The sequence below is a fragment of the Sphingomonas silueang genome, from assembly GCF_040049155.1.
Taxonomy (GTDB): Bacteria; Pseudomonadota; Alphaproteobacteria; order Sphingomonadales; family Sphingomonadaceae; genus Sphingomonas; species Sphingomonas silueang.
In genome coordinates, this window is record NZ_JBDZDK010000003.1 from 143,794 (window position 1) to 168,053 (window position 24,260).

General features: G+C 70.3%; 20 protein-coding genes and 1 tRNA gene. 15 read left to right on the plus strand and 6 right to left on the minus strand.

Going from position 1 to position 24,260, the window contains the following annotated elements; translation table 11 throughout:
* Positions 1–94: 94 nt before the first annotated feature.
* Positions 95–1,207: a TIGR03032 family protein gene (locus tag ABLE43_RS04425; protein ID WP_348977269.1), complete on the minus strand. Its 1,113-nt coding sequence runs from the start codon at positions 1,205–1,207 to the stop codon at positions 95–97.
* A 209-nt stretch (positions 1,208–1,416) separates the two neighbouring features.
* Between ABLE43_RS04425 and ABLE43_RS04430 the strand changes: the two genes are divergently transcribed.
* From ABLE43_RS04430 to trxA, 7 genes are read left to right on the plus strand one after another with little or no spacing between them, the layout of a single operon-like run.
* On the plus strand, positions 1,417–3,693 hold the full coding sequence (locus tag ABLE43_RS04430) for a sensor histidine kinase (protein WP_348977464.1): 2,277 nt from the start codon (positions 1,417–1,419) through the stop codon (positions 3,691–3,693).
* A complete protein-coding gene (gene tsaE / locus ABLE43_RS04435; protein ID WP_348977270.1) occupies positions 3,693–4,136 on the plus strand; it encodes a tRNA (adenosine(37)-N6)-threonylcarbamoyltransferase complex ATPase subunit type 1 TsaE in 444 nt (147 codons plus the stop codon). Before ABLE43_RS04430 ends, tsaE begins: the two co-directional genes overlap by 1 nt.
* Complete coding sequence (locus ABLE43_RS04440) at positions 4,121–5,092, plus strand: aminoglycoside phosphotransferase family protein (protein ID WP_348977271.1); 972 nt, start codon at positions 4,121–4,123, stop codon at positions 5,090–5,092. Before tsaE ends, ABLE43_RS04440 begins: the two co-directional genes overlap by 16 nt.
* Positions 5,089–5,844 (plus strand): nucleotidyltransferase family protein, encoded by a 756-nt coding sequence (locus ABLE43_RS04445; RefSeq protein ID WP_348977272.1) that lies wholly within the window; start codon positions 5,089–5,091, stop codon positions 5,842–5,844. The genes ABLE43_RS04440 and ABLE43_RS04445 overlap by 4 nt, the downstream gene beginning before the upstream one ends.
* Positions 5,837–8,806 carry a double-strand break repair protein AddB gene (addB, locus tag ABLE43_RS04450; protein WP_348977273.1) on the plus strand — a complete coding sequence of 990 codons (2,970 nt, stop codon included), beginning with the start codon at positions 5,837–5,839 and terminating at the stop codon, positions 8,804–8,806. Before ABLE43_RS04445 ends, addB begins: the two co-directional genes overlap by 8 nt.
* Positions 8,793–12,221 (plus strand): double-strand break repair helicase AddA, encoded by a 3,429-nt coding sequence (addA, locus tag ABLE43_RS04455; RefSeq protein WP_348977274.1) that lies wholly within the window; start codon positions 8,793–8,795, stop codon positions 12,219–12,221. Before addB ends, addA begins: the two co-directional genes overlap by 14 nt.
* 49 nt (positions 12,222–12,270) lie before the next feature.
* Complete coding sequence (trxA, locus tag ABLE43_RS04460) at positions 12,271–12,594, plus strand: thioredoxin (protein ID WP_348977275.1); 324 nt, start codon at positions 12,271–12,273, stop codon at positions 12,592–12,594.
* A 49-nt stretch (positions 12,595–12,643) separates the two neighbouring features.
* Here the strand turns inward: trxA and argJ are convergent, their stop codons facing one another.
* Positions 12,644–13,870 carry a bifunctional glutamate N-acetyltransferase/amino-acid acetyltransferase ArgJ gene (gene argJ / locus ABLE43_RS04465; RefSeq protein WP_348977276.1) on the minus strand — a complete coding sequence of 409 codons (1,227 nt, stop codon included), beginning with the start codon at positions 13,868–13,870 and terminating at the stop codon, positions 12,644–12,646.
* A gap of 111 nt (positions 13,871–13,981) precedes the next feature.
* Here argJ and ABLE43_RS04470 point away from each other — a divergent pair, with 111 nt between their 5' ends.
* The 3 genes from ABLE43_RS04470 to secA all read left to right on the plus strand — a co-directional run bounded on the left by ABLE43_RS04470 (position 13,982) and on the right by secA (position 17,896).
* The gene (locus ABLE43_RS04470) at positions 13,982–14,701 is read left to right on the plus strand and encodes an energy transducer TonB (protein ID WP_348977277.1); all 720 of its coding nucleotides are present in this window, start codon (positions 13,982–13,984) and stop codon (positions 14,699–14,701) included.
* 96 nt (positions 14,702–14,797) lie between these two features.
* A complete protein-coding gene (locus ABLE43_RS04475; RefSeq protein WP_348977278.1) occupies positions 14,798–15,052 on the plus strand; it encodes a hypothetical protein in 255 nt (84 codons plus the stop codon).
* Positions 15,053–15,148: 96 nt separating this feature from the next.
* Positions 15,149–17,896 carry a preprotein translocase subunit SecA gene (gene secA / locus ABLE43_RS04480; protein WP_348977279.1) on the plus strand — a complete coding sequence of 916 codons (2,748 nt, stop codon included), beginning with the start codon at positions 15,149–15,151 and terminating at the stop codon, positions 17,894–17,896.
* A 95-nt stretch (positions 17,897–17,991) separates the two neighbouring features.
* On the opposite strand, the gene ABLE43_RS04485 is transcribed toward secA, so the two are convergent.
* The gene (locus ABLE43_RS04485; protein WP_348977280.1) at positions 17,992–18,597 is read right to left on the minus strand and encodes a CC0125/CC1285 family lipoprotein; all 606 of its coding nucleotides are present in this window, start codon (positions 18,595–18,597) and stop codon (positions 17,992–17,994) included.
* Between the two features lie 215 nt (positions 18,598–18,812).
* On the opposite strand from ABLE43_RS04485, the gene ABLE43_RS04490 reads away from it, so the two are divergent.
* On the plus strand, positions 18,813–19,235 hold the full coding sequence (locus ABLE43_RS04490; protein WP_348977281.1) for a hypothetical protein: 423 nt from the start codon (positions 18,813–18,815) through the stop codon (positions 19,233–19,235).
* Between the two features lie 53 nt (positions 19,236–19,288).
* On the opposite strand, the gene ABLE43_RS04495 is transcribed toward ABLE43_RS04490, so the two are convergent.
* The 3 genes from ABLE43_RS04495 to moaA form a co-directional block, all read right to left on the minus strand.
* Positions 19,289–19,363: transfer RNA gene (locus ABLE43_RS04495), tRNA-Asn, on the minus strand.
* A 67-nt stretch (positions 19,364–19,430) separates the two neighbouring features.
* Positions 19,431–20,198 (minus strand): NAD kinase, encoded by a 768-nt coding sequence (locus ABLE43_RS04500; RefSeq protein WP_348977282.1) that lies wholly within the window; start codon positions 20,196–20,198, stop codon positions 19,431–19,433.
* On the minus strand, positions 20,195–21,193 hold the full coding sequence (gene moaA, locus ABLE43_RS04505) for a GTP 3',8-cyclase MoaA (RefSeq protein WP_348977283.1): 999 nt from the start codon (positions 21,191–21,193) through the stop codon (positions 20,195–20,197). The genes ABLE43_RS04500 and moaA overlap by 4 nt, the downstream gene beginning before the upstream one ends.
* Positions 21,194–21,272: 79 nt before the next feature.
* On the opposite strand from moaA, the gene ABLE43_RS04510 reads away from it, so the two are divergent.
* The 4 genes from ABLE43_RS04510 to ABLE43_RS04525 are packed head-to-tail and all read left to right on the plus strand — an operon-like array spanning position 21,273 to position 24,253.
* The gene (locus tag ABLE43_RS04510) at positions 21,273–23,261 is read left to right on the plus strand and encodes an EAL domain-containing protein (RefSeq protein ID WP_348977284.1); all 1,989 of its coding nucleotides are present in this window, start codon (positions 21,273–21,275) and stop codon (positions 23,259–23,261) included.
* A 32-nt stretch (positions 23,262–23,293) separates the two neighbouring features.
* Positions 23,294–23,572 (plus strand): hypothetical protein, encoded by a 279-nt coding sequence (locus tag ABLE43_RS04515; RefSeq protein WP_348977285.1) that lies wholly within the window; start codon positions 23,294–23,296, stop codon positions 23,570–23,572.
* Complete coding sequence (locus tag ABLE43_RS04520) at positions 23,515–23,811, plus strand: hypothetical protein (protein ID WP_348977286.1); 297 nt, start codon at positions 23,515–23,517, stop codon at positions 23,809–23,811. Before ABLE43_RS04515 ends, ABLE43_RS04520 begins: the two co-directional genes overlap by 58 nt.
* Position 23,812: 1 nt before the next feature.
* Positions 23,813–24,253 carry a hypothetical protein gene (locus ABLE43_RS04525; protein ID WP_348977287.1) on the plus strand — a complete coding sequence of 147 codons (441 nt, stop codon included), beginning with the start codon at positions 23,813–23,815 and terminating at the stop codon, positions 24,251–24,253.
* Positions 24,254–24,260 lie beyond the last annotated feature (7 nt).

Below are 24,260 nucleotides of genomic sequence, written 5' to 3' on the forward strand. Positions count from 1 at the left end.
TGACCCACGTGCGTGGAGGCGGTACCGGCCTGCTCCGGTCCCGCCGGATCAGGCCATCGGGCGGCGGGGTGCAGCGCCTGCATCCCGCCGCGCGCTACCAGCGGTGCGGCGTCCATGCCGGATCGAATGCGACCGTGCCGATCATGTCGACCGTCTGCGGCCCGAGCGAGATCGGGTTGCGGATGCCGGGCAGCACGGCGACGGCGAACATCTCGGTAATGCGCCCGTCGAACAGGATCGATTCGACGATCCGCCCGCTCGCCAGCTCGATGATGAGCACCCCGCATTGCGACGGCGTGCCGCTGCGCTCGAAATCGGTCTGCTGCGTGAGGTCGCGCGCGCTGCTCTCGCGCGTGCGGGAGACGGTGACGACGGCATGTCCGCCATGGAACGCCAGCCCGCGCAGGAAGCCGGGGCAGGAGGCGACCGGCGTGATCGCGCCGCTCGCCGGATCGATCCGTACCAGCTGTCCCCGCCCCGAATCGAGCAGCCAGATCGCGCCGTCGTGCCAGCGCGGCGAATGGGGCATCGACAGGCGGTCGGTGACGATCGCGTCGCGCGCGATATCGATCAGCACCCCGCCGCCGGTCCGGCTGGCGCGCCATTCGCCCTTCCGGTCCGAAATGCCCGCCGCGGTGGCGAAGGCGGGGCGACCGTCGACCAGCGCGAAGCCGTTCAGGTGGCAGCGATCCTCGGCGACCAGTTCCGACACGAACGCCGGTTTCCACAACGGGCGGAAGCTCCACCGCGCGTCGGCGGTCGCGATGCAGGAATAGCGCGTGTTGACGAACAGCACCCGCCCATCGGCGTCCACGTCGATCTCGTGCGTGTCGACATAGTTCACCGTCGCCGCCGCGCGGGGCACGAACACCGCGTCATGCGCCCCATTGGCATATTGTCCCGGCTGCAACATGTTCTCCAGCCGCCACAGCTGGAACAGCGACCCGACGTGCAGCGCCCCCTCCGCGAAGCACAAGCCGGTTGCGCGCGCGTAATTCTGTTCGTCGAACGCCACGCGCCCCTGCGGATCGACCCCGGCGAGGATCAGCTGGCCGGTCTGGTAGGAGGTGAACGCCAGTGACGTGCGGTGATCGAGCATCCATCCCGCCAGCCCGGGCGAGATCGTGATCCGCGTCGCGGCGGGGTCATAGCCCGCCGCCTGGTCGAGGATCCGTTGCAGGTCGGGCAGCGTGGCGTTCGCGGGCATGGCGTCTCCTTCGTGGCCAGCTTTACCGCGCTCCGCCGCGCGGGGAAGCCGTTGATCCCTTTCCGCATGCCCCCGCTTCGTCCTATGGACGTACGGGCGTGCCGTTTCCCGGTGCCATTGTGCGGAGCCGCCACTTGATCGTCATCGACCCGACCATCGCCATCCTGTGCGGCGCGCTGATCGCGCTGCTGATCGCGGCCGGTGGATGGATGATGCACCGCGGGCTTGCCGCGCGGCGGCTGGCGCGGCGCGACAGCCAGATGTTCGAGGCATTGGCGGCGCAGCATGCCGCCTCGCCCGCCCTGTCGATGCTGGTCCGTTCGGACGGGCGGGTGTTCCTCGACCGTGCGCTGGCCGACCGGCTGGGGCAGGCGGAGATGCCGGTGATGCTGGGCGATCTCGCGCAGGGCGACGGCGGGCTGGAGGCGGGCAGCGCCGAACGGCTGACCGAAGCGGTCACCGCGGCCCAGCGCGGCGGGCGCGCGTTCCGCACGGTCGTGCGCGCCAACGGTTCGGCCCGCTCGCTGTTCGCGATCGGCGACCGTGCGCCGCCCAGGCTGAACGCGCCGGGCGGGGTGCTCGTCTGGTTCTTCGACGCGACCGAATTCCATGACGAGATCGCGACGCTGGGGCATGAGGCGGAGGAATATCGCGCGGCGTTCGAGGCGCTTTCCAGCCTGATCGAGGCCGCGCCGATCCCGATGTGGTATCGCGACGATACGCTGCGCCTCGCGATGGTGAACACGGCCTATGTCCGCGCGGTGGATGCGGCGGATGCGGCGGAGGTCATCGGACGGCAGGTGGAGCTGGTCGACGGGGTGGGGATGGGGGGGCCGCTGGCCAGCGCATCGATCGCGCGCGACACCGGCCAGCCGCAGGCCGCCGCCATGCCCGCGACGATCAACGGCGCGCGGCGGATGCTGCGGGTGCACGACACCCCCTTGCGCGACGGCGGCACCGGCGGCTTCGCGATCGACGTGCACGAGATCGAGGAGGCGCGCGGCGGGCTCAAGCGGGCGCGCGATGCGCAGCGATCGATGCTCGACCGGCTGTCGGCGGGGGTGGCGCAATTCTCGGCCGACCGCACGCTGGAATTCTGCAACCAGCCGTTCCGCCGTACCTTTGCGATGCGGCCCGAATGGCTGGCCGACCGCCCCGAATTCGACCGGGTGCTGGAACGCATGCGCGAGGCCAAGCGCCTGCCCGAGGTACGCGACTTCCCCGGATGGAAGGCGGAGCGGCGCGACTGGTTCCGCGCGGCGGAGGGCGCGATCGAGGAGCAGTGGCACCTGCCGGGCGGCACCCACCTGCGCGTCGTCGCGCAGCCGCTGCCCGAAGGGGGGCTGCTGCTGATCTTCGAGGATCGCACCGAACAGGTGCAACTCGCCAGCGCGCGCGACACGTTGCTGCGGGTGCGGACCGCGACGTTCGACAATCTGTTCGAGGCGCTGGGCGTATTCGCCGCTGATGGCCGGTTGCAGATCTGGAACGCGAAGTTCCGGCAGGTGTGGGGGCTGGACGATGCCTTCCTCGATTCGCACCCGCGCGTCGATGCGCTGGCGGAGCGGGTGGCAGAGACGCTGGCCAATCCGGGCCGCGCATCGCTGATCCCCGAACTGGTCCGCTTCGCCACGCAGCAGCGCATGCAGCGATCGGGCCGCTTCGCGATGGCGGACGGGCGGCATTATGAATTCGGCGCGGTGCCGCTGCCCGACGGCAATGCGTTGCTGACGATGCTCGACATTTCCGACAGCCGCCGGGTCGAACAGGCGCTGCGCGACCGCAACGAGGCGCTGGAGGCGGCGGACCGGGTCAAGACCGCGTTCGTCGCCTCGATGAGCTATGAACTGCGCACCCCGCTGACCTCGATCAAGGGGTTCGCCGAGATGCTGCACGGCGGCTATGCCGGTACGCTCAGTGACGACGGGCAGCGCTATACCGACGCGATCCTCGAATCGGTCGAGCGGCTGAGCGGGCTGATCGACGACACGCTCGACCTGACCGCGCATGAGACGACGCCGATCGCCCGTGCGACGGTGTCGCTGAAGCTGGTCGCGAGCGAGGCGGCGGACGCGGCGCGCGGCAGCGCCGCGGCGCGCGGGATCGAACTGGCGACGGAGATCATGCCCTCGGCCGGGGTGATGCTGGGCGACGCGCGGCGGCTGCGCCAGGCGATCGGCCATCTGCTCGACCATGCGATCACCGGTCTGCGCAGCGGGGGGCGGGTACTGCTGCACGTCGACGGCGATGCCGCGCGGGTGCGGATCGTGGTGTCCGACGACGGCCCCGGCATGTCGGCGGATGCGGCGGCGCGCGCCTTCGACCGGTTCGCGCAGGCGGGCGCGACCCGCGTCGGCGAACGTGCGCTCAGCCTCGACCTGCCGCTGGCGCGACAGGCGGTCGAGGCGCATGGCGGGACGATCCAGCTGGTGTCGGAGAAGGGCGTGGGGACGCTCGTCACCATCGACCTGCCGCGCGAGCCGTGATGCTGCTGGCGGACGAGGCGGCGGCGCAGGCGTTCGGCGCGCGGCTTGCGGCGGTATTGCGCGCGGGTGACGTGGTGGCGCTGTCGGGGCCGCTGGGGGCGGGCAAGACCAGCATCGCGCGCGGCGTGCTGGCGGCGCTGGGGCTGGACGGCGAAGCACCGTCGCCCAGCTTCGCGATCGTCCAGCCGTACGATCCGCCCGAGGTGTCGTTGCCGGTGCTGCACATCGATCTCTACCGGATCGAGGATGCGGCCGAAGCAGACGAACTGGGGCTGGACGACGCGCGCGACGAAGCGGCGCTGCTGGTCGAATGGCCCGAGCGGTTGCCCGACAGCCATTGGCACGACGCGCTGTGGCTGACGCTGGCGTTCGCCGACGGCGGCGGGCGCATCTTGACAGCGCGGGTGCCGCAGGCTTGGGAACGCCGATGGCCGCTGACCTGAACCCGCGCGACGCGGCATCCGCTTTCCTCTCGCACGCAGGCTGGGGCGCGGGGCAGATACTGCCGCTGGCGGTCGATGCCTCGTTCCGCCGCTATTACCGCGTGGTGGAGGCGGGGCGGACCGCGGTGCTGATGGACGCGCCCCCGCCCGAGGATACGCGCAAGTTCGCGAAGATGGCGCAATGGCTGGCCGAGCGGGGCTTTGCCGCGCCTGCGATCCTTGCCGACGATGCCGACAAGGGCTTCATGCTGCTGGAGGATTTCGGCGACATGCGGCTGCGCGAGACGGTGGACGCCGCGCCTGAGAGCGAGGCGCGGCTCTATGCGGCGGCGGTCGACCAGTTGCTGCGGCTGCAACGGCACGAGGCCGCGCCGGTCCCGCCGTACGACCGCGCCTTCATCCTGCGCGAGGCCGATCTGCTGATCGAATGGTATTGCGACGCGCTGGGGCTGGCGGTCGATGCAGAGGGGTATCGCGCGGCATGGAATGCGGCGTTCGACGCGCTGCCGGAGATGCCGGTGGTGACGGTGCTGCGCGACTATCATGCCGAAAACCTGATGCTGCTCGACGACGGTCGGCTGGGGCTGCTCGATTTCCAGGACGCGCTGGCCGGGCATCCCGCCTACGACCTCGTGTCGCTGTTGCAGGACGCGCGGCGCGACGTGCCGCCGGTGATCGAGGCGACGATGCTCGCCCGCTATGTCCAGGCGACCGGGGTAGGCGAGGGGTTCGACGCAGCCTACCACCTGTTCGGCGCGCAGCGGAATGCGAAGATCCTCGGCATCTTCACGCGGCTGTGGCGGCGCGACGGCAAGCCGCGCTATGGCGCGCTGTGCCCGCGCGTATGGCGCTATATCGAGCGCGATCTGGCGCATCCCTCGCTCTCCGGCCTTGCGCGCTGGTTCGACGACAATATCCCGCCGCACCGTCGCGGCGATCCGCAGGAACTCGCATGACCACGCTCCGTTCGATCCGCCCCAACCCGACCGCCCCGGTGCCGGAGACGGCGATGGTGATGGCGGCGGGGCTGGGCAAAAGGATGCGCCCGCTGACCGCGATGCGGCCCAAGCCGCTGGTCGAGGTGGCGGGCAAGCCGCTGATCGACCATGTGTTCGACCGGCTGCGCGGCGCGGGCGTCAAGCGTGCGGTGGTCAACGTCCACTACCTTGCCGATGCGATGGAAGCGCATCTGAAGCACCGGGTGAAGGGCATCGAGGTCGCGGTGTCGGACGAGCGTGCCAAGCTGCTGGAAACCGGCGGCGGGCTGGTGAAGGCGCGCGAGCTGATCGGGGACAAGCCGTTCGTCTGCGTCAACAGCGACAATCTGTGGGTCGACGGGCCGGTCGATTCGATCCGGTTGCTCAGCCATTTGTGGGACGATGCGGCGATGGACGCGCTGCTGCTGCTGGTGCCGCTGGCGCAGGCGCAGAGCCATCGGGGGCAGGGCGATTTCCACATCGATGCGGTGGGGCGCATCACCGGGCGGCGCAAGCCCGGTCGCCTCGCCCCGTTCGTGTTCACCGGGGTCCAGATCCTGTCGCCGCGCCTCATCGCCGACTGGCCCGAGGGCGCGTTCTCGACCAACCTGTTCTGGAACCGCGCGATCGAGGCGGGGCGCGCGTTCGGCGTGGTGCACCAGGGGCTGTGGTTCGACGTCGGCACCCCTGCCGCGATTCCCTTTACCGAGGCCGTCCTCGCCGATGGCTGACCGCCACGGCATGAACCTCTATACCATCCCGCTCCACCGGGCGTTCGCCGACGCGCTCGCGGTCGGGCTGATCCGGCGGTTCGGCGGGGACCGGATGCGGCTGGCGCAGGGTGTCGTGCTGGTGCCGACCAACCGTGCCAGGCGGACGGTGCAGGAGGCGTTCGTGCGCGCCAGCGGCGGCGGGCTGCTGCTCCCCCGGCTGGTCGCGATCGGCGATCCGGAAGTGGAGGAAGCCGCCGGTGCCTTCGCCGATCCCGCCGACATGGGCGATCCGGTGTCGCCCGCGATCGATCCGCTCGAGCGGCGCATGATCCTCGCCCGGCTGGTGTCGGAGGAGCGCGCCCGCGCCGGTCGCTCGGTCGACGGCGGCGAGGCGGTGCGGCTGGCGGGCGATCTCGCGCACACGCTCGACCAGCTGCTGGTCGAGGAGGTGTCGCCGCACGCGCTGGACGATATCGCGCTCGACGAATCGCTGTCGGCGCATTGGGAACGCTCGCTCGAACTGTTCCGCATCGTGCTCGATCGCTGGCCGGGCGAGCTGGCGGCGCGCGGGCGGATCGACATGGCCGAGCGGCGCACGCTGCTGCTGCAACGGCTGTGCAGGCGCTGGACCGCCACGCCGCCCAGGGGCTTCGTCTGTTCGGCGGGCATCACCACCAGCGCGCCTGCGGTGGCGCAGCTGCTGCGCTGTATCGCGGGGATGGAGCGGGGGATGGTGGTGCTGCCCGGCCTCGACACCGCGATGGCGGAGGAGGAGTGGCAGTCGCTCGGGCCGCACGACCCCGATCCCGTCACCGGGCGGCGGAAGCGCTCGATCGAGACGCATCCGCAGTTCCACCTGAAGCTGCTGCTCGACCGGATGCGGGTGACGCGCGACGATTTCGTACGCTGGCAGGCGGCGAGCGAGCATGACGCCACCCCGACGCGCAGCCGCGCCATCGCCACCGCGCTGGCCCCGGCGGAGCGCACCCACCACTGGATCGACGTTCCCGCCGCCGATCGCCGCCTGTCGGGCGTACGCATGGTCGAACTCGCCACCCCGGCGGAGGAGGCGCAGACGATCGCCGTCGCCCTGCGCGAGGCGCTGGAGACGCCGGGGCGCACCGCCGCGCTGGTGACGCCGGACCGGATGCTGGCGGCAAGGGTCGCGGCGCATCTGGCGCGGTGGAACATCACCATCGACGATTCGGCGGGGCAGAAGCTGGCGGTGCTCGCGCCCGGCACGCTGCTGCTGGCGATCGTCGAGGCGGCAACGCAAGGCTTCGCCCCGGTCGCGCTGCTGGCGCTGCTCAAGCATCCGCTGGTCGCCCAGGACGACGACCGGATCGGCTGGCTCGACGGGGTGCGGCGGCTCGACCGCGTGCTGCGCGGGCCGCGGCCAGCACCCGGGCTGGCGGGGATCGACCGGCACCTGCGCGAGGGCGAGCCGCGCGATGCGGGCCTGCGCGCGGCGGCACTGCCGTTCTGGGATACGGTGCGCCCGATCCTCGAACCGCTCGCCACCGGGTTCGGGAAGGGGCCGCAGCCGCTCGCCGAACTGCTGGCGCTGGTGCGCGAGACGGCGAGCGCGCTCGCGGGCGATGCGGCATGGCGGCGGCCCGAGGGTCGCTGCGCCGCCGAACTGATCGCCGAACTGGAAGCCAGAAGCGTCGAGGGGCCGCCGACGGTCGCGCCGCTGGCGCTCCCCGCGCTGCTGCGCACGCTGCTCGACGAGGCATCGGTGCGCCCGGCGCAGGGCGCGCACCCGCGCCTCGCGATCCTGGGATTGCTGGAGGCGCGGTTGCAGACCGCCGACCTGATGATCCTCGGCGGGCTGAACGAAGGGGTGTGGCCTGCGCTGCCCGCGCCCGATCCGTGGCTCGCCCCGCGCATCCGGCAGGAGCTGGGGCTCGCCGGGCTGGAGCGGCGCATCGGGCTGTCGGCGTTCGACTTCGCGACGGCGCTGGGCGGGCGAGAGGTGATATTGACGCGGGCGGCGCGCGATGCGACCGCGCCGACCATCGCGTCGCGGCTGTGGCTGCGGTTGCAGGCGCTGGACGACGGGCTGGAGCGGGCGAACCACCTGCGCGACTGGGCGCGGGCGATCGACCGGCCCGCGCGCTATGCCGCCGCCGGGCGACCCGCGCCGCAGCCGGCGGTCGCGCTGCGCCCGCGCCGCATTTCCGTCACCGAGGTCGATCGGCTGAAGGCCGACCCCTATGCCTTCTACGCCCGGCGGATGCTGCGCCTGTCGCCGCTCGACGCGGTGGATGCCGATCCGACGGCGGCGTGGCGCGGCACGGCGGTACATGGCGTGCTGGAACATTGGGCGCGCGAGGACGGGCTGGATCCGGTGAAGCTGCGGCGCAGGCTCGATGCGCTGTCCGACGATCCGCGCATCCATCCGCTGCTGCGCGCGCTGTGGGTGCCGCGCCTGCGCGAGGCGATCGACTGGGTGGCGGGCTTCACGCAGGAGAAGCTGGCCGAAGGGCGCGACGTGATCGGCGTGGAGGTGGCAGGCGTGCTGCCGATCGCCGGGGTCGAGCTGTCGGGCAAGGCCGACCGCATCGACCGCGCCGCCGACGGCACCCTTGCCATCATCGACTACAAGACCGGCAAGGCGCCCAGTCCCAAGGCGGTGAAGGCAGGCTACAGCCTGCAACTGGGGCTGCTGGGGCTGATGGCCGAGCGCGGCGTGTTTCCGAAGGTGGCGGGCACGGCGGCGGCGTTTGAATATTGGTCGCTCATCAAGGACCGCGACGGCTTCGGCAAGATGAGCTCGCCGGTGTCGCCCGACGGATCGAAGGGCAGGAAGGTGCCCACCGCCGAATTCGTCGCGCTGGCGAAGCAGCATTTCGAGGATGCCGTCGCGACCTTCCTGACCGGCGACGCGCCGTTCACCGCCAAGCTGGTGCCCGAATATGCCCCCTATGCCGAATATGACCAGCTGATGCGCCGCGACGAATGGTATGGCCGTGAGTGAGGTCCGCGCGCTCCAGCGGCTGAAGGACGATCAGGCGGCGGCGTCCGATCCGCATCGCCATGTCTGGCTGTCGGCATCGGCGGGGACCGGCAAGACGCACGTGCTGTCGGCCCGCGTGTTCCGCCTGCTGCTGCGCGGCGTCGATCCGGCGGCGATCCTGTGCCTGACCTTTACCAAGGCGGGCGCGGCGGAAATGGCCGAGCGGATCGCCACCCGTCTTGCGCGCTGGGTGCGGGCGCCGCGCGAGGAATTGAAGTTCGACCTGTTCGCGCTGGGCGAGGACGTGAACGACGAGGCGCTGCTGGCCCGTGCCCGCGCATTGTTCGCCCGCGTGCTCGATGCGCCGGGCGGCGGGGTGCGCATCCAGACGATCCACGGCTTCTGCCAGAGCCTGCTCGCGGGGTTTCCGGTCGAGGCGGGGCTGGTGCCCGGCTTCCGCCCGCTCGAGGCGCGCGAGGAGGCGGGGCTGGCGCGCGAGGCGCTGGCCGAGCTGCTGGTCGAGGAACAGCGCGGCGGATCGACCCGCATCGGCGACGCGATCGCCGCGATGAGCCTGCGCATGGGCGAGGGCGCGGCGGAGGCGTTCCTGCGCGAATGTGCCAAATGGCCGCAGGCGATGGCCGGGCTGCCGAGCGGCATCCAGCCGTTCCTGCGCCGCGCCTTCGCGCTGCCGACCGGTGATATCGAGGATGCGATTGCCGAGGCATGCAGCGACGACGAATTCGATACCGACGCGCTCGAACGGCTGGCCGCCGCGAACAGGGCATGGGGGACGCCGACCGGCGACAAGCTGGCGGCGGCGATCCTCGGCTGGCTGGCGCGCATTCCCCACGACCGGGCGCAGCGGCTGGACGAACTCCGGTCGATGTTCTTCACCCAGAAGGATACGCTGAAGGTCGCCAAGGCCAGGGTGCTCGCCGCCGAGCCGGACTATGACGAACTCGCCACCGGGGTCGGCACCCGCGCGGGCGAGCTGATCGGCTTGCGCGGGCAGGCAGGCTATGCCGATGCGCTGGCGGGTGCGCTGGAGGCGGGGCGGGCCTATGCCGATGGCTATGCCCGCGCCAAGCGGCGGATCGGCGGGGTCGATTTCGACGATCTGATCCGCGAGACGCTGACGCTGCTCGCACAGCCGGGCATCGGCGAATGGGTCCGCTTCAAGCTCGACCAGACCACCGAGCATGTCCTGATCGACGAGGCGCAGGACACCAATCCGCAGCAATGGGCGATCGTGCGGTCGCTGGTGGAGGAATATTTCAGCGGCGACGCGGTGCGCGCGGCGGGGATGCGGACGCTGTTCGTCGTCGGCGATTACAAGCAGGCGATCTTCGGCTTCCAGGGTACCGACCCGATCTTCTTCGAGGCGGCGCATCGCGACTTCACCCGACGCGCCGAGCTGCCCGACGACTATGTCGGCCCGGCGCGCGAGCTGGACACGCTGTCGCTGACCCATAGTTTCCGCACGACGCGGCCGGTGCTCGAATTCGTCGACGCCGCCATCGCCGCGCTGCCCGGCGAGGGGATGGGCACCGCCACTCCCGAACCGCACGACAGCGAGGTGCCGGGACCGGGCAGCGTGACGCTGTGGGCCCCGACCGTGGTCGAGGCTCCGGCGGAGGGCGAGGAAGGCTGGATCGACGACGCCACGCGCAAGATCGCCGGACAGATCGCAAAGGCGATCAAGGGCTGGATCGGCACGCTGCCGCTGGAGTCCAAAGGGCGGATGCTGGAGCCGGGCGACGTCATGGTGCTGGTCAAGCGCCGCGGCGACCTCGCGTCGCTGATCGTCGCACGGCTGTATGCGGAGGGCGTGCCGGTGGCGGGGGTCGACCGGCTGCGGCTCGACGCGCCGCTGGCGGTGCAGGATCTGCTGGCCGCGATCCGCTTTGCGTTGCAGCCCGAGGACGACCTGAGCCTCGCCAACCTGCTGGTATCGCCGCTGATCGGCTGGACTCAGGAACAGCTGCTGCGCGGCGCACTGCGCGAAGGCGGCAGCCTGTGGCGGCATCTGCGGCAGACGAACAGCGATGCCGTCGAGCCGCTGTCGCGCATCCTGCGGCGGGCGGACTTTACCACGCCCTATCGCTTCCTCGAGGAAATCCTGTCGGGCGAGCTGGACGGGCGGCGCAAGCTCGTCGCGCGGCTGGGCGAGGAGGCACGCGATCCGATCGACGAACTGTTGAATGCCGCGCTGGCATTCGAGCATGTCGCCACGCCCTCGCTGCAACGTTTCGTCGAATGGTTCGACCGGGGCGAGGTGGAGATCAAGCGCGATGCGGGCGCATCGGGCGGGGCGGTGCGGGTGATGACCGCGCATGGCTCGAAGGGGTTGCAGGCGCCCTTGGTGCTGCTGGCCGATTCCGCGATCGATCCGACCAACAGCCAGCGTTCGATGGTGCGCTGGGCGCCCGAGGATCATGGCGGTGACGCCTTCCCGGTGTTCCGCCCGCGCAAGACCGAGCGGGGCACGCCGGTGGACGCGGTGGTCGCGGCGCTCGACGCGCGCGAGTTGCAGGAACACTGGCGGCTGTTCTACGTCGCGGCGACCCGGGCCGAAGAGCGGCTGGTGATCGCGGGCGCACCCTCGGCGGAATGCGACGGGGTACCGCCCGACCTCAGCTGGTATGCGGCGGCGGCGACGGCGCTCGACCGGCTGGGCGTGGCGGCGGGGGAGGGCGAACGGGTGTTCACCGGGCGCGAACCGGCCAGGCCGGTCAAGCCGCGCGGACGCTCCGCCTTGGCCCCTGCCGATCCTGTCGCACCCCCGGCGTGGCTGCACGCCGCCGCGCCGCAGGAGGCGCGCCCGTCACGCCCCCTCGCGCCTTCCGCCTTGGGCGAGGACGAGGTGTCCGACCCGCCGCCGACCGCGCTGATGCGCGCCGCGGCGGAGCGCGGGCGGCTGCTCCACCAGTTGTTCGAGCGGCTGCCCGACCTGCCGCGCGAGGAGCGTGCGGGAGCGGCGGAGCGCTGGCTGGCCGGGGCGGCGGGGATCGCCGATGCCGCGCTCCGCAGGCGTCTGACCCGCGACGCGATGGCGATCCTCGACGATCCCGCCTTCGCCGACCTGTTCGGGCCGGACGCGCTGGCCGAGGCACCGATCGCGGCGGCGCTGCCCGGCGGCGACGTGGTGGCGGGTACCGTCGATCGCCTCTGCATCGGCGAAACCCGGGTACGGGTGGTCGATTTCAAGACCGGGCGGCGCGTTCCCGACGGGATCGACGAAATTCCGGTCTATCACCTCAAGCAGATGGCGGCCTATGCCGCCGCGCTGCGCGTGATCTTTCCCGACCACGCGGTCGAGGCGGCGCTGCTGTACACGGCGGGACCGACGCTGTTCGTGCTGCCGGACGCGCTGCTGGCGCGGCACAAGCCGGGCTATGGGGCCGGGGAACAAAGCTTCGCGGCGGATGCTTGAGGTGGCGGCGAACCGTCCATAGATACGGGGCCGTAAAGGAGATTTCCCCATGCCGACCAAGACCGTTACCGACACCAGCTTTTCCGCCGACGTGCTGCAGTCCGACAAGCCGGTGCTGGTCGATTTCTGGGCGGACTGGTGCGGCCCGTGCAAGATGATCGCCCCCGCGCTGGAGGAGATTTCGGAGGAACTGGGCGACAAGGTGACGATCGCCAAGGTCGACATCATGGCCAACCCCGAAGTCGCCGGGTCGATGGGCGTCCAGTCGATCCCGCTGCTCAAGCTGTTCAAGAACGGCCAGCCGGTCGCCGACCTGCTCGGCGCACGGCCCAAGAGCCAGCTGAAGGCGTGGCTCGAAAGCGAACTGGGCTGATGGCCCGTGTGGCGCTGCCCGGGTCCGGGCAGCGCCACGCTGCGGAGCGTCAGCTCCGGTAATCGGCGTTGATCGAGATATAGCCGTGCGTCAGGTCGCAGGTCCACACCGTGGCCGTGCCTTCGCCCAGATGCAGGTTCACCCCGATCTCGATCTCCTGCCCCTTCAGATGTTCAGAGACCGGCGCTTCGTCATAGCCGGTGACGGCCAGGCCGCCCTCCGCGACCTGCGTCGTGCCGAAGCGGATGGCGAGCTTGTCGCGCTCGGCCGGTTCGCCCGCCTTGCCGACGGCCATGACGATGCGGCCCCAATTGGCGTCCTCGCCCGCGATCGCGGTCTTGACCAGCGGCGAGTTGGCGATGCTCATCGCGACGCGGTGTGCACTGCCGTCGCTGGTCGCGCCCTCGACCGTCACGGCGATGAACTTCGACGCACCCTCGCCGTCGCGCACCACCAGATGCGCGAGCTGGCGGCACAGGTCGTGAAGCGCGGCGGCAAAGGCGTCCGCGCCCTCGTCGTCGAACGATGCGATCGGGGCGTTGCCCGCCGCCCCGGTGGCAAACGCCAGCACCGTGTCGCTGGTCGAGGTGTCGCCATCGACCGTGATGCACGAGAAGGTGCGGCGATTGGCCGCCTCCAGCGCGGCTTGCAGGAACGCCGGATCGACCGCCGCATCGGTGAAGACGAAGCCCAGCATCGTCGCCATGTCCGGCGCGATCATGCCCGACCCCTTGATGATCCCCGCCAGCTTGACGGTCCGGTCGCCGACCTTCGCGGTGGTGAACGCGCCCTTGGTGAAGGTGTCGGTGGTGCCGATCGTCTCCGCCGCCGCTTCCCAGCCGCAGGGTTCGGCGACGAACGCGGCATCGAGCCCGGCCTCCGCCTTGTCGATCGGCAGCGGCACGCCGATCACGCCCGTGGAGGCGACGAACACGTCGGAGGGCTGGCAGCCCATCGCCTGCGCGGTGCGCGCGGCGATCGCCTCCACGGCGGCGCGGCCCCGGTCGCCGGTGAAGGCGTTGCTGTTGCCTGCATTCACCACCAGCGCGCGGGCATGGCCCAGCACCAGCGCGCGGCGGCACCACTCCACCTCGGGCGAGGGGCATTTGCTGTTGGTCAGCACGCCCGCGACGCTCGTTCCCTCGGCCAGCGTGACGAAGGTCAGGTCGCAGCGGTCCCATGTCTTGTAGCGCGCCCGCGCGACGCGCAGCGTCACGCCCCCGATCGGCGGCAGCGCGGGAAACGGCGTGGCGAGCGGGGAGGTGGCAGTCGACATGGGGCGCGGGTCCGGTCTAGCCTGCACCGGTCACGGGGCAGGGGGATGGGTATGCGGCGGTTCCTACGCATGGGCGCGGCGGTTGCAACGCTTTGTTGGAGTAGCGGGGCGTTGGCGCAGACGGGGCCGGTGCCGATCGATCCGGGATCGTGGGTCACGCCGGACGATTATCCGGTGACGGCAATGCGCGAGGGACAGGAAGGCGTCGTCCGGACGAAGCTCACGATCGACGCGGCGGGCAAGGTCACCGCCTGCGAGGGAAGCGGCGCCACCCCGCTCCTGAACGACACGACCTGTGGGTTGCTGAGCGCACGCGCGGCGTTCCAGCCTGCACGCGATGCCGCGGGCAAGCCGATCGCGTCGACGGCGCAGCTGCGCTTCTCGTGGAACCTGCCGAACGACGGGCTCGAGTCCTTCGCCATTGCCTATCGAGTGACCATCGGTACCGGGGGCGAGCTGGTGCGATGCGAGTTCTGGACGTCGGCGGATGCCGCGCCGGTGCTGCAACCCTGTCCGGGCGACGATAAGATGGTCGGGGCGCTGATGGCCGGAAACCAGCAGCAACCAGGCGTGCTGACCTATATCACCGAGGATCGCGTCAACGGCGCAGCCGCCGCGAAGGCGATGTTCCGATCGGACGTTCCGCCGCGATGGACGCGCGAGGAGCGTATGACGATCGACGCCGACGGGCGGGTTTCGGACTGCCGGGTCGTCGATTCCGCCGATCCGGCGGCAACCTGCTCCCCCAGCCAGTTGTTCAAGGCGGAGCCGGGCCGGGCGCCGGTCAGCCTGATCCGTACCACCTCGACGGCGTTCCAGCCCGCGAAGTAACCCGCGCCGGGTGGACGCGGGCACGCCGCTACCCTATGTCCCGAACCAGTGCGATCGGGCGACCCGTCGCGAAACCATCACGTCCGGACGTATCGCTTGCGTTTGCTGCTGTTCCTCTCCGCGCTGCTGACCGGCCTTACCGGGCTGTTGCCCGGCGTGGGCGCGCTTCAGGCGCGGCAGGTGGCGGCGGCACAGGCGGTGGCGGGACAGGTGGCGCGCACCGCCGCCGAAGCGCGGCACACCGTCGCCACCCGGCCCGGACAGCCGCTGCTGCGCGATCCGCAGCCGCTGTCGCGCACGCCGCCGCCCTATGTCGACGTGCGCGCACGGACGCTGCGTCGTCACGAATAGCGCCCTCGCGCGTTCCCATCCCGTTTTCATGCCCGCGCGACCAGCGGCCCATCCGGCCCGGCGCGCACGCCCTATCGCCTGAAGGATTCCACGCCCATGTTCGGTGGCCTCGCCAAATCGCTCTTCGGTTCGTCCAACGACCGCTACGTCAAGTCGCTCGGCGGCATCGTCGCCAAGGTCAACGGCTTCGAGCCGCAGATGACCGCCATGTCCGACGAGGAACTGGCGGCGCAGACGCCCAGGTTCCGCGAACGCCTCGCCAATGGCGAGAAGCTCGATTCGCTGCTGCCCGAAGCGTTCGCCACCGTGCGCGAGGCGTCGCGCCGCGTGCTCGGCATGCGCCATTTCGACGTGCAGATGGTCGGCGGCATCGTGCTCCACCGCGGCGAGATCGCCGAGATGCGCACCGGCGAGGGCAAGACGCTGGTCGCCACGCTCGCCTGCTATCTGAACGCGCTGCCGGGCGAGGGCGTCCACGTCGTCACCGTCAACGACTATCTGGCGCGGCGCGATGCCGAGCAGATGGGGCGGGTCTACGGCTTCCTCGGGCTGACCACGGGCGTGATCGTGCCCAATCTCGCCGATCACGAGCGCCGCGCGGCGTACGGCAGCGACATCACCTATGGCACGAACAACGAGTTCGGCTTCGATTACCTGCGCGACAATATGAAGTTCGACCGCGCGTCGATGACGCAGCGTCCGTTCAACTTCGCGATCGTCGACGAGGTCGATTCGATCCTGATCGACGAGGCGCGCACCCCGCTCATCATCTCCGGCCCGACCGACGACAAGTCGGACCTGTACCGCTCGGTCGACGAGATCGTGAAGCGGCTGTCGCCCGACGATTACGAGAAGGACGAGAAGCAGAAGTCGATCGTGCTGACCGAGGACGGCACCGAAAAGGTCGAGCGCATGCTGGAGGATGCCGGGCTGCTGGTCGGGGCGAACCTCTACGACTTCGAGAACACGCAGGTCGTGCATCACGTCAACCAGGCGCTGCGCGCCAACGTGATGTTCAAGCGCGACACCGATTACATCGTGAAGGACGGCAAGGTCGTCATCATCGACGAGTTCACCGGGCGCATGATGGACGGCCGCCGCTGGTCCGACGGCCTGCACCAGGCGTGCGAGGCCAAGGAAGGCGTGAATATCGAGCCGGAGAACCAGACGCTCGCCAGCATCACCTTCCAGAACTACTTCCGCATGTACCCCAAGCTGTCGGGCATGACCGGCACGGCGGCGACCGAGGCGCCCGAGTTCTTCGACATCTACAAGATGAACGTCGTGTCGATCCCGACCAACGTGCCGGTCCGCCGCGTGGACGAGGAGGACGAGTTCTACAAGACGCTGGAGGACAAGTTCCGCGCGATCGCCAGGAAGATCCGCGAACATGCGTCGAAGGGCCAGCCGGTGCTGGTCGGCACCGTCTCGATCGAGAAGTCGGAGCTGCTGTCCGAATTCCTCTCGCGCGAGGACGTGCCGCACAAGGTGCTGAACGCGCGCTATCACGAGATGGAGGCGCATATCGTGGCGCAGGCCGGGCGGCTGGGCGCGGTCACGATCGCGACCAACATGGCCGGGCGCGGCACCGACATCCAGCTCGGCGGCAACCTCGAATTCCGCATGCTCGACGAGCATCCCGATCTGGTCGAGGGGACGAGCGAATATGAGGCGGTGGCGGCGCGCATCCGTGCCGAGATCGTCGAGGAGAAGCAGGCGGTGCTGGCGGCGGGCGGCCTGTTCGTGCTCGGCACCGAACGGCACGAGAGCCGCCGCATCGACAACCAGCTGCGCGGCCGTTCGGGGCGACAGGGCGATCCGGGGCTGTCGCGCTTCTACCTGTGCCTCGACGACGATCTGCTGCGTATCTTCGGACCGGACACGCTGTTCGCCAAGATGATGCGCAACAATATCGAGGATGGCGAGGCGATCGGCAGCAAGTGGCTGTCCCGCGCGATCGAGACCGCGCAGAAGAAGGTCGAGGCGCGCAACTACGACGTGCGCAAGCAGGTCGTCGAATATGACGACGTGATGAACGACCAGCGCAAGGTCATCTACGAACAGCGCGCCGACATCATGGATGCCGATGCGGTCGGCGACGTGGTGGTCGACATGCGCCATGCGGTGGTCAATTCGATCGTCGGCGACGCGGTGCCGCCCGACAGCTATCCCGAACAGTGGGATGTTGCGGGGCTGCAGGAGCGCGCGCAGGAACTGCTCGGCGTCGATGCACCGGTGGCGGACTGGGTCGCGCACGAGGACGGGCTGGACGCGGAGACGCTGGAAGAACGCATCCGCAGGGACGCCGACGCGCTGGTCGACGCCAAGTCGGCGGAGATGGACCCCGAGGGCTGGACCCAGATCGAGAAGTCGATCCTGCTCCAGACGCTCGACCATCACTGGAAGGAGCATCTGGCGATGCTCGACGCGCTCCGCGCCGTCATCCACCTGCGGGCGTACGCGCAGAAGACGCCGATCAACGAATACAAGCAGGAGGCGTTCGCGCTGTTCGAGCGGATGCTGGCGGGTATCCGCGAGGATGTGACGCGGACGATGGCGCACGCCAACTTCAACTTTGCGCCGCCGCCCGAACTGCCCGAGCTGCCCGATTTCCTGACGATGCACATCGACCCGCTGACCGGCGAGGACGATACGTGGGACATCGACGCCGCGACGCGGGGGCTGATCACCACCCATGTGCCGACGCTCCAGATGCCGATCGGCGAACCGGAAGCGCTGGGCGAGGATCCGGCGAGCTGGGAAGGGCGCGTCAGCCGCAACTCGCCGTGCCCGTGCGGATCGGGGCGCAAGTACAAGCATTGCCACGGCGCGCTGGTCGCATGACGCGCCGCGCCCCCGGAAACGGGGGCGTTCGCCCAAAAGGAAAGGCCGCCGCCCCACGGGGCAGCGGCCTTTGTCATGTCGGGCGGGGCGGTCGATCAGCGGCGATCGACCGGTGCCGTGACCGAGGGCCCGAGGTTGCGCAGCACGTCGCGCGCATCGAATGCGCGGATGTTGTCGCCCGGCTTGGGACCGCGCCCCAGCACGATCTCGGCCATCGCCTCATACTTGTCGATGGTGCGGATATCCATCGAATTGCCGAAGAACGGATCACCCCAGAACGGGTCCCACGCGCGCCAGCCGAATGCCGGGCTGCGATAGCGCCATGCCGGACCCCAGCCGCCCCAGCCGAAGCCGCCGCCCCATGCCGGGCCGAAGCCGGGCGTGGAATAGGTGCGGCTGCGCAGGTTGGTGTCGCGGTCGGCGAGGATGAAATAGTCGTAGCCGCGCTCCAGCGTCAGCTGTGCCGCGCGATAGAGCAGGTACCGCTCGACCGTCTCGCGCGAGGTCAGGCTGTTGCCGGAAAAGCTGACCTGATAGCGGTTGGGTTCGATCTGCTGGTCGCTATAGCCGTTGCGGTAGAAGCCGCTGCCCGACGCGGGCTGATAGGGGGTCGGCGTGGCGCAGGCGGCAAGCGCCAGCGCACCGACGAGCGTCGTGCCGATCGCGCGAAGGCGGGCACGGGAATTGGGATGCAGCAACATCAGTTTCTCCACTGCCGCCATGGTTCCCGACCGATGGCGATTCTCCATGGTTGGTAAACGAACGGTCGCCGGTTCGGGTCCGTGGCTCAAGCCGGTGGACCGTGCACCAGATGAGATTAGCGGCGGCTGAACGGGGCGACGTTCGCGTCGGGTACAGCTTCGCTACGCGAATGGCTATGGTCCTGCTTATGCAAACCGAAACGGGGAGACGGGCGATGGCGGAAGCGCGGGCGGCAACGGACGATATCGGCCAGCGGTACTGGGGATATGGCATCGGCCTGCTGACGCTGGCGTGGTTCAGTGCGCCGCTGATCCGCTATGCCGATGCGGTCGAACTGGCGCGCTGCGGCCTCAGCGCGTTCGTCATCGTCCTCGCGCTGGAACGCGCGCACCGCGGGCGCACTCGTCGCGTGCGGCAGCTTGCAGCAGGCATGTTCCTCGGCGCGACCGTGATGACCGTGCTGTTCGCCACGCAGATCTTCGTCCAGGCGCGGGAACTGGCATGGCACAATGATCGGCGGTGCCGCGTGATGGAAGCGGAGATGCTGCGCGGCTCGCCCAGACGCGGCGACCTTCCCGACATGTTCCAGGCATTCGGCTGTCGCCCGCAAGGCGATGCGATGCCGCGCCGCCCATGACCATCGACTTCCCCGGACCGGGGAAAGTCTTGCCGATGATGTCGGGGTGTCGCTGGCTCCCTGAGTAGGATTCGAACCTACGGCCGCTCGATTAACAGTCGAGAGCTCTACCGCTGAGCTATCAGGGAACAACTGCGAGGCCGCGTCTTTAGCAGCCGAATCAGGCTTTGCAACGCCTAATTTCACTTTTCCGCGTCAGCCCGCGAACTGCTCCATCGTGATGCGGTCGTCGAGCGCGTGTTCGGGATCGAACAGCAGCGTCAGGTCGCGCACCCGGTCGACGCACACGTCCACCTGCGCCACGTCGCGCACCTCGCGCTGGTCGCCGACCGCCGATACCGGGCGCTTGTCGGGTTCGAGCACGCGCAGCGAGATGCGCGCCTTGTCGGGCAGGATCGCACCGCGCCAGCGCCGTGGGCGGAACGGGCTGATCGGGGTCAGCGCCAGCATCCCCGACCCCATCGGCAGGATCGGTCCGTTGGCGGACAGGTTGTAGGCGGTCGACCCGGCGGGCGTGGCGGCGAGGATGCCGTCGCACACCAGCTCGGGCATCACGATGCGGTCGTTGACCGTCACCTCCAGCTTGGCGGTCTGGCGCGTCTCGCGCAGCAGCGACACCTCGTTGATCGCGGGCAGCACGCGCACCTCGCCGTCCATCGTCGTGGCGGTCATGGTCAGCGGCGACACCTTGAACGGCTTGGCGCGGCTCAGGCGGCGTTCGATATCGTCCATCCGCCATTCGTTCATCAGGAACCCGACGGTGCCGAGGTTCATCCCGAACACCGGCACCGTCCGCCGCCGCTCCAGCAGCATGTGCAGCACCTGGAGCAGGAAGCCGTCGCCGCCCAGCGCCACGATCAGGTCGGCATCCTCGATCCCGACCCAGTCGTAGCGTTCGCGCAGCGCCTCCTCAGCCGCGCGTGCGGGCGGGGTGGGGGAGGCGAGCAATGCCAGCCGGGTCATCCGCCGGTGACGCTCATGTGGCGCGCGACGGCGGGCGCGGCCCCCGCCGCGATCCGGAAGTCGTGCGCGATCGGCTTCCGCGGCAGCGCGGCGTCGAGCGCGGCGTCGAGCGCGTCGATCCCGCCGCTGCGCAGCGCATCCTTCAGATCGACATGATCGTCATGGCCGAGGCACAGGTACAGCCTGCCCTCGGTCGTCAGCCGCACGCGGTTGCATCCGGCGCAGAAATTGGCGGTCAGCGGCGAGATCAGCCCCAGCCGGTTGCCATGCTCCCCGACCCGCCAGTAGCGCGCGGGACCGCCGGTCTGGTGGCTGTCGCGCGTCAGGGTGAAGCGTTCGCGGAGCGAATCGAACACGCGGGTCAGCGGCACGAAACGGTCGGTGCGATCCTCGTCGATCGCGCCCAGCGGCATGGTCTCGATCAGCGACAGGTCGTGCCCCTCGCGCCCGCACCAGTCGAGCATGTCGCCGACCTGATCCTCGTTCAGCCCGTTGAGCACCACCATGTTGATCTTGACCGCCAGTCCCGCGTCGCGTGCGGCGGCGATGCCGTCCAGCACCTGCGCGACATCGCCGTGGCGGGTCACGTAGCGGAAGGTGGCGGGATCGAGGCTGTCGAGGCTGACGTTGATCCGCCGGATGCCCGCCTCCGCCAGCGCGGGCGCATGGGCGCGCAGCCGGGTGGCATTGGTGGTCATCGTCAGTTCGTCGAGCCCGTTGCCCAGCATCCGCCCGAGGCGGCGGCACAGGTCGGTCACGTCGCGCCGGACCAGCGGCTCGCCGCCCGACAGGCGGATCTTGTCGATGCCGCGCGCCACGAATCGCTCGGCGATCACCGCGATCTCCTCGAGGCTGAGCAGGCGGTCGCGCGGCAGGAAGGTCATCGCCTCCGCCATGCAATAGCGGCAGCGCAGGTCGCAGCGGTCGGTAACGGATATCCGCAGGTAGCGGATGGTGCGGCCATGCGCGTCGATCAGGGAGGGGGCGCAGGTCATCGCGCCAGAGCTAGGACGCCTTGCGCCACCATACAAGGTGTCCATTGCAGTGCGGAAATCCGCCCCCTAGGGTCGTGCGATGGGTGGGGGCATATCCAACGGGCACGGCCTGGATGCGGCGCACGAGCGAGCGCTGTTCGTATTGTCGTTCCGGCAGCGTGACGAACTGGCCCTGATCCTTGCGCGGGCGGGATGGCGGGTGGTCGCCGCGCGCCGCGCAGACGGCCTGCGCCAGCGCGTGGCGGCCAGCGGCACCGCGATCGCGATCGTCGATGCGCGCGGCGCGATCGAGGAAGGGATCGCCGCCACCGCCGAACTGGCGCGGGTGGCGGGGCATGGCGATGCGCTGCTGGTGCTGGTGGCGCGGGGCGATGCCGACCGGCTGGGCAGCCTGTTCGATGTGGGGGCGACGCATTTCCTCGTCAGCCCCGTGACCGAGGAGATGCTGGTGCAGGCGGTGCGCTTCGCCGAGCGCCATGTCCAGCGCACCGGCGGCAGCTGGCACGATCCGCTGGCCGGGGGCGGTGCCCCGCTCGGCTGGCGGCTCGACCGGGGGCGGGGCAGCGTGCAACTGACCGCCGCACTGGCCGAGACGATCGGTGCGGCCGAGGCGCTGCCCCCGCGCGAGGCGCTGCGGCTGCTGGGGCGTGACGGGCGGCGCACCGCGCTGGCGGCGATGCGGCGGCTGGGGGCTACGGCACCGGCCACCGCCTTCGCGCATGACCTGCCCGCGCTGGGCCGGGTGGTGCAGCATGTCGCGCGCGATCCGCACAGCGGGCGGCTGCACGCGCTGGTCGAGCCGCTGGCGCGGGTCGGCGACATCGGCGCGGTAGTGCGCGATGCGCTGGGATCGGTGCGCGACCTGACCAGCACGCTGCGCTGGCTCGACCGGCGGATCGACGCGGGCGAGGCACCGGGCGTGCGCGTGCTGGCGATCGGCGGGGTCGATCCGGTCAACCGGCGGCAGGGTCGGGCGGCGGGCGACGCGCTGCTGCGCGCGGTGGAGCGCCGGGTCGAGCGGACGTTGCGCGACATCGGCACGCCGCGCGCGGCGGTGGCGCGGCTGGGCGGGACCGAGTTCGCCGTGCTGCTGCCGCACGGCCAGGAACGGACGCTGGAGCAGTCGCTGACGCAGGCGTTCGCCCGCCCGTTCGTCGCGGGCAGCGACATGGTGGCGCTGACGCTGCGTCAGGCAAGCGGGACGGCGATGCCCGGCGAGGACGGGGCGGCGCTGGTCCGGCGGGTACAGTCGAAGCTGCCCGGCGCGCGCGCGGGCGACGGCGAGCGCCCGGTCCTGCCGCGCGACGCGCAGCGGCTGGCGGCGGACGTGGCGCGCGCGATCGAGCGGCGGGAGATCGCGATCCTGTTCCAGCCGCAGGTCCGCTTCACCAACGGGCGGATCATCGGCGTGGAGGCGCTGGCGCGCTGGCGGCACGGGCGCGAGGGCGAACTGGGGCCGGAACTGCTGTTCGAGGCGGCGGCGCAGGCCGGGCTGACCACCAGCCTGTCGGCGCATGTCCAGCAGGAGGCGCTGCGGATCGCGGCGGCATGGCCGGAAGCGCTGGGCGCGCTGCGGCTGTCGATCAACGTGACCGCCGAGGACGTGACCCACGCCGATTTCGCCGACACGCTGCTGGCCCGCACCGATGCCAGCGGATTCCCGCGCGACCGGCTGACCATCGAGATCACCGAAGGCGGGCTGATCGCCGAACTGGGCGCGGCGGCGGGGCTGCTCGCCGCGTTGCGGGCGGCGGGCTGTCAGGTGGCGATCGACGATTTCGGTACCGGCTATTCCAGCCTCGCCTATCTCAAGGCGCTGCCGCTCGATTATCTCAAGATCGACAAGCGGCTGGCGCAGGACATCGTCGGGTCGGCGCGCGACCGGGTGGTGGTGCGCGGCGTGATCGACATGGCCCGCGCGCTGGGCCTCACCGTCGTCGCCGAAGGAGTCGAGACGGTCGAACAGCGCGAGGCGCTGGCGGCGGAGGGGTGCCAGTTGTACCAGGGGTTCCTGTGCGCCGAACCGCTGGAGGTTCCTGCGCTGGCGGCGTTGATCGCCGCCAAATGAGGGTATACGTTCCGGTCCCGAGGGGGTGCCGGATGATGGCGAATCGGGTGGTCGCGCTGATGCTGGCGGCGGGCGGCGTGCAGTCCGCGACGCCGGTCGACGTGCCGGCAGACACGCCGGTGATCGTCGAACTTGCCGTTCCGGTCGCCTCCAATACCGTTGTCAACGGCGATTTCTTTGCATTGCGCGTCGCGAGCGACGTGACGGTCGACGGCCGCGTCCTGCTGCCCGCCGGGACGCCGGGACGCCGGGCGTGGGGCAGGTGGTCCATGCCGCAAAGGCCGGGGGCCTCGGCCGTCCCGGCGAACTGATCGTCGCGGCGCGCCGGATCGATTGCGGCGGCACGATCGTGCCGCTGCGCGGCCTGCGGCTGATCGCCAAGGGAGCAGGCAACGAAGGGGCTGCGGTCGTCGCATCGACGATCCCGTTCGCGGGGTTCCTGGTCGCGGGCCATAACCGCGTGATTCCTGCCGGGCAGCAGGGTCGCGCCATCGTGGCGGTCACGACGCCGGTCGCACCGGGTTGCGGAACGATGAAAGAGGGGGAATGACATGCAGTATCGCATCATGATCGGGCTCGCGGCGGCGCTGTGTGCCGGTAGCGCCGTGGCGCAGGATATCGCGACCAAGACCGGTCGCATCGTCGCACCGGCGGCGGGCGCGGGGCAGGTCGTGTTCTTCCGGTCGGGCACCATGATGGGCGGCGCGCTCGGGTGTACCGTCCGCGAAGGCACGGCGGAGGTCGCACGACTGGGCGCGGGCAAGTACCACGCGGTATCGGTCGCGCCGGGCCAGCATGCCTATACCACGTCGGCCGACAGCAAGGATGTGCTGACGCTGGAGGTCGAGCCCGGCGAAACCTATTATGTGCAATGCAAGATGGGCGCGGGCGGGCTGACCTACAAACCCAATCTGCTGCCCTCCGACGCTGCCGAGTTCACCAAGCGCGCCAAGGGCCTCGCCCAGTGGAAGGGCGGAATCGACAAGAGATAACGACGTA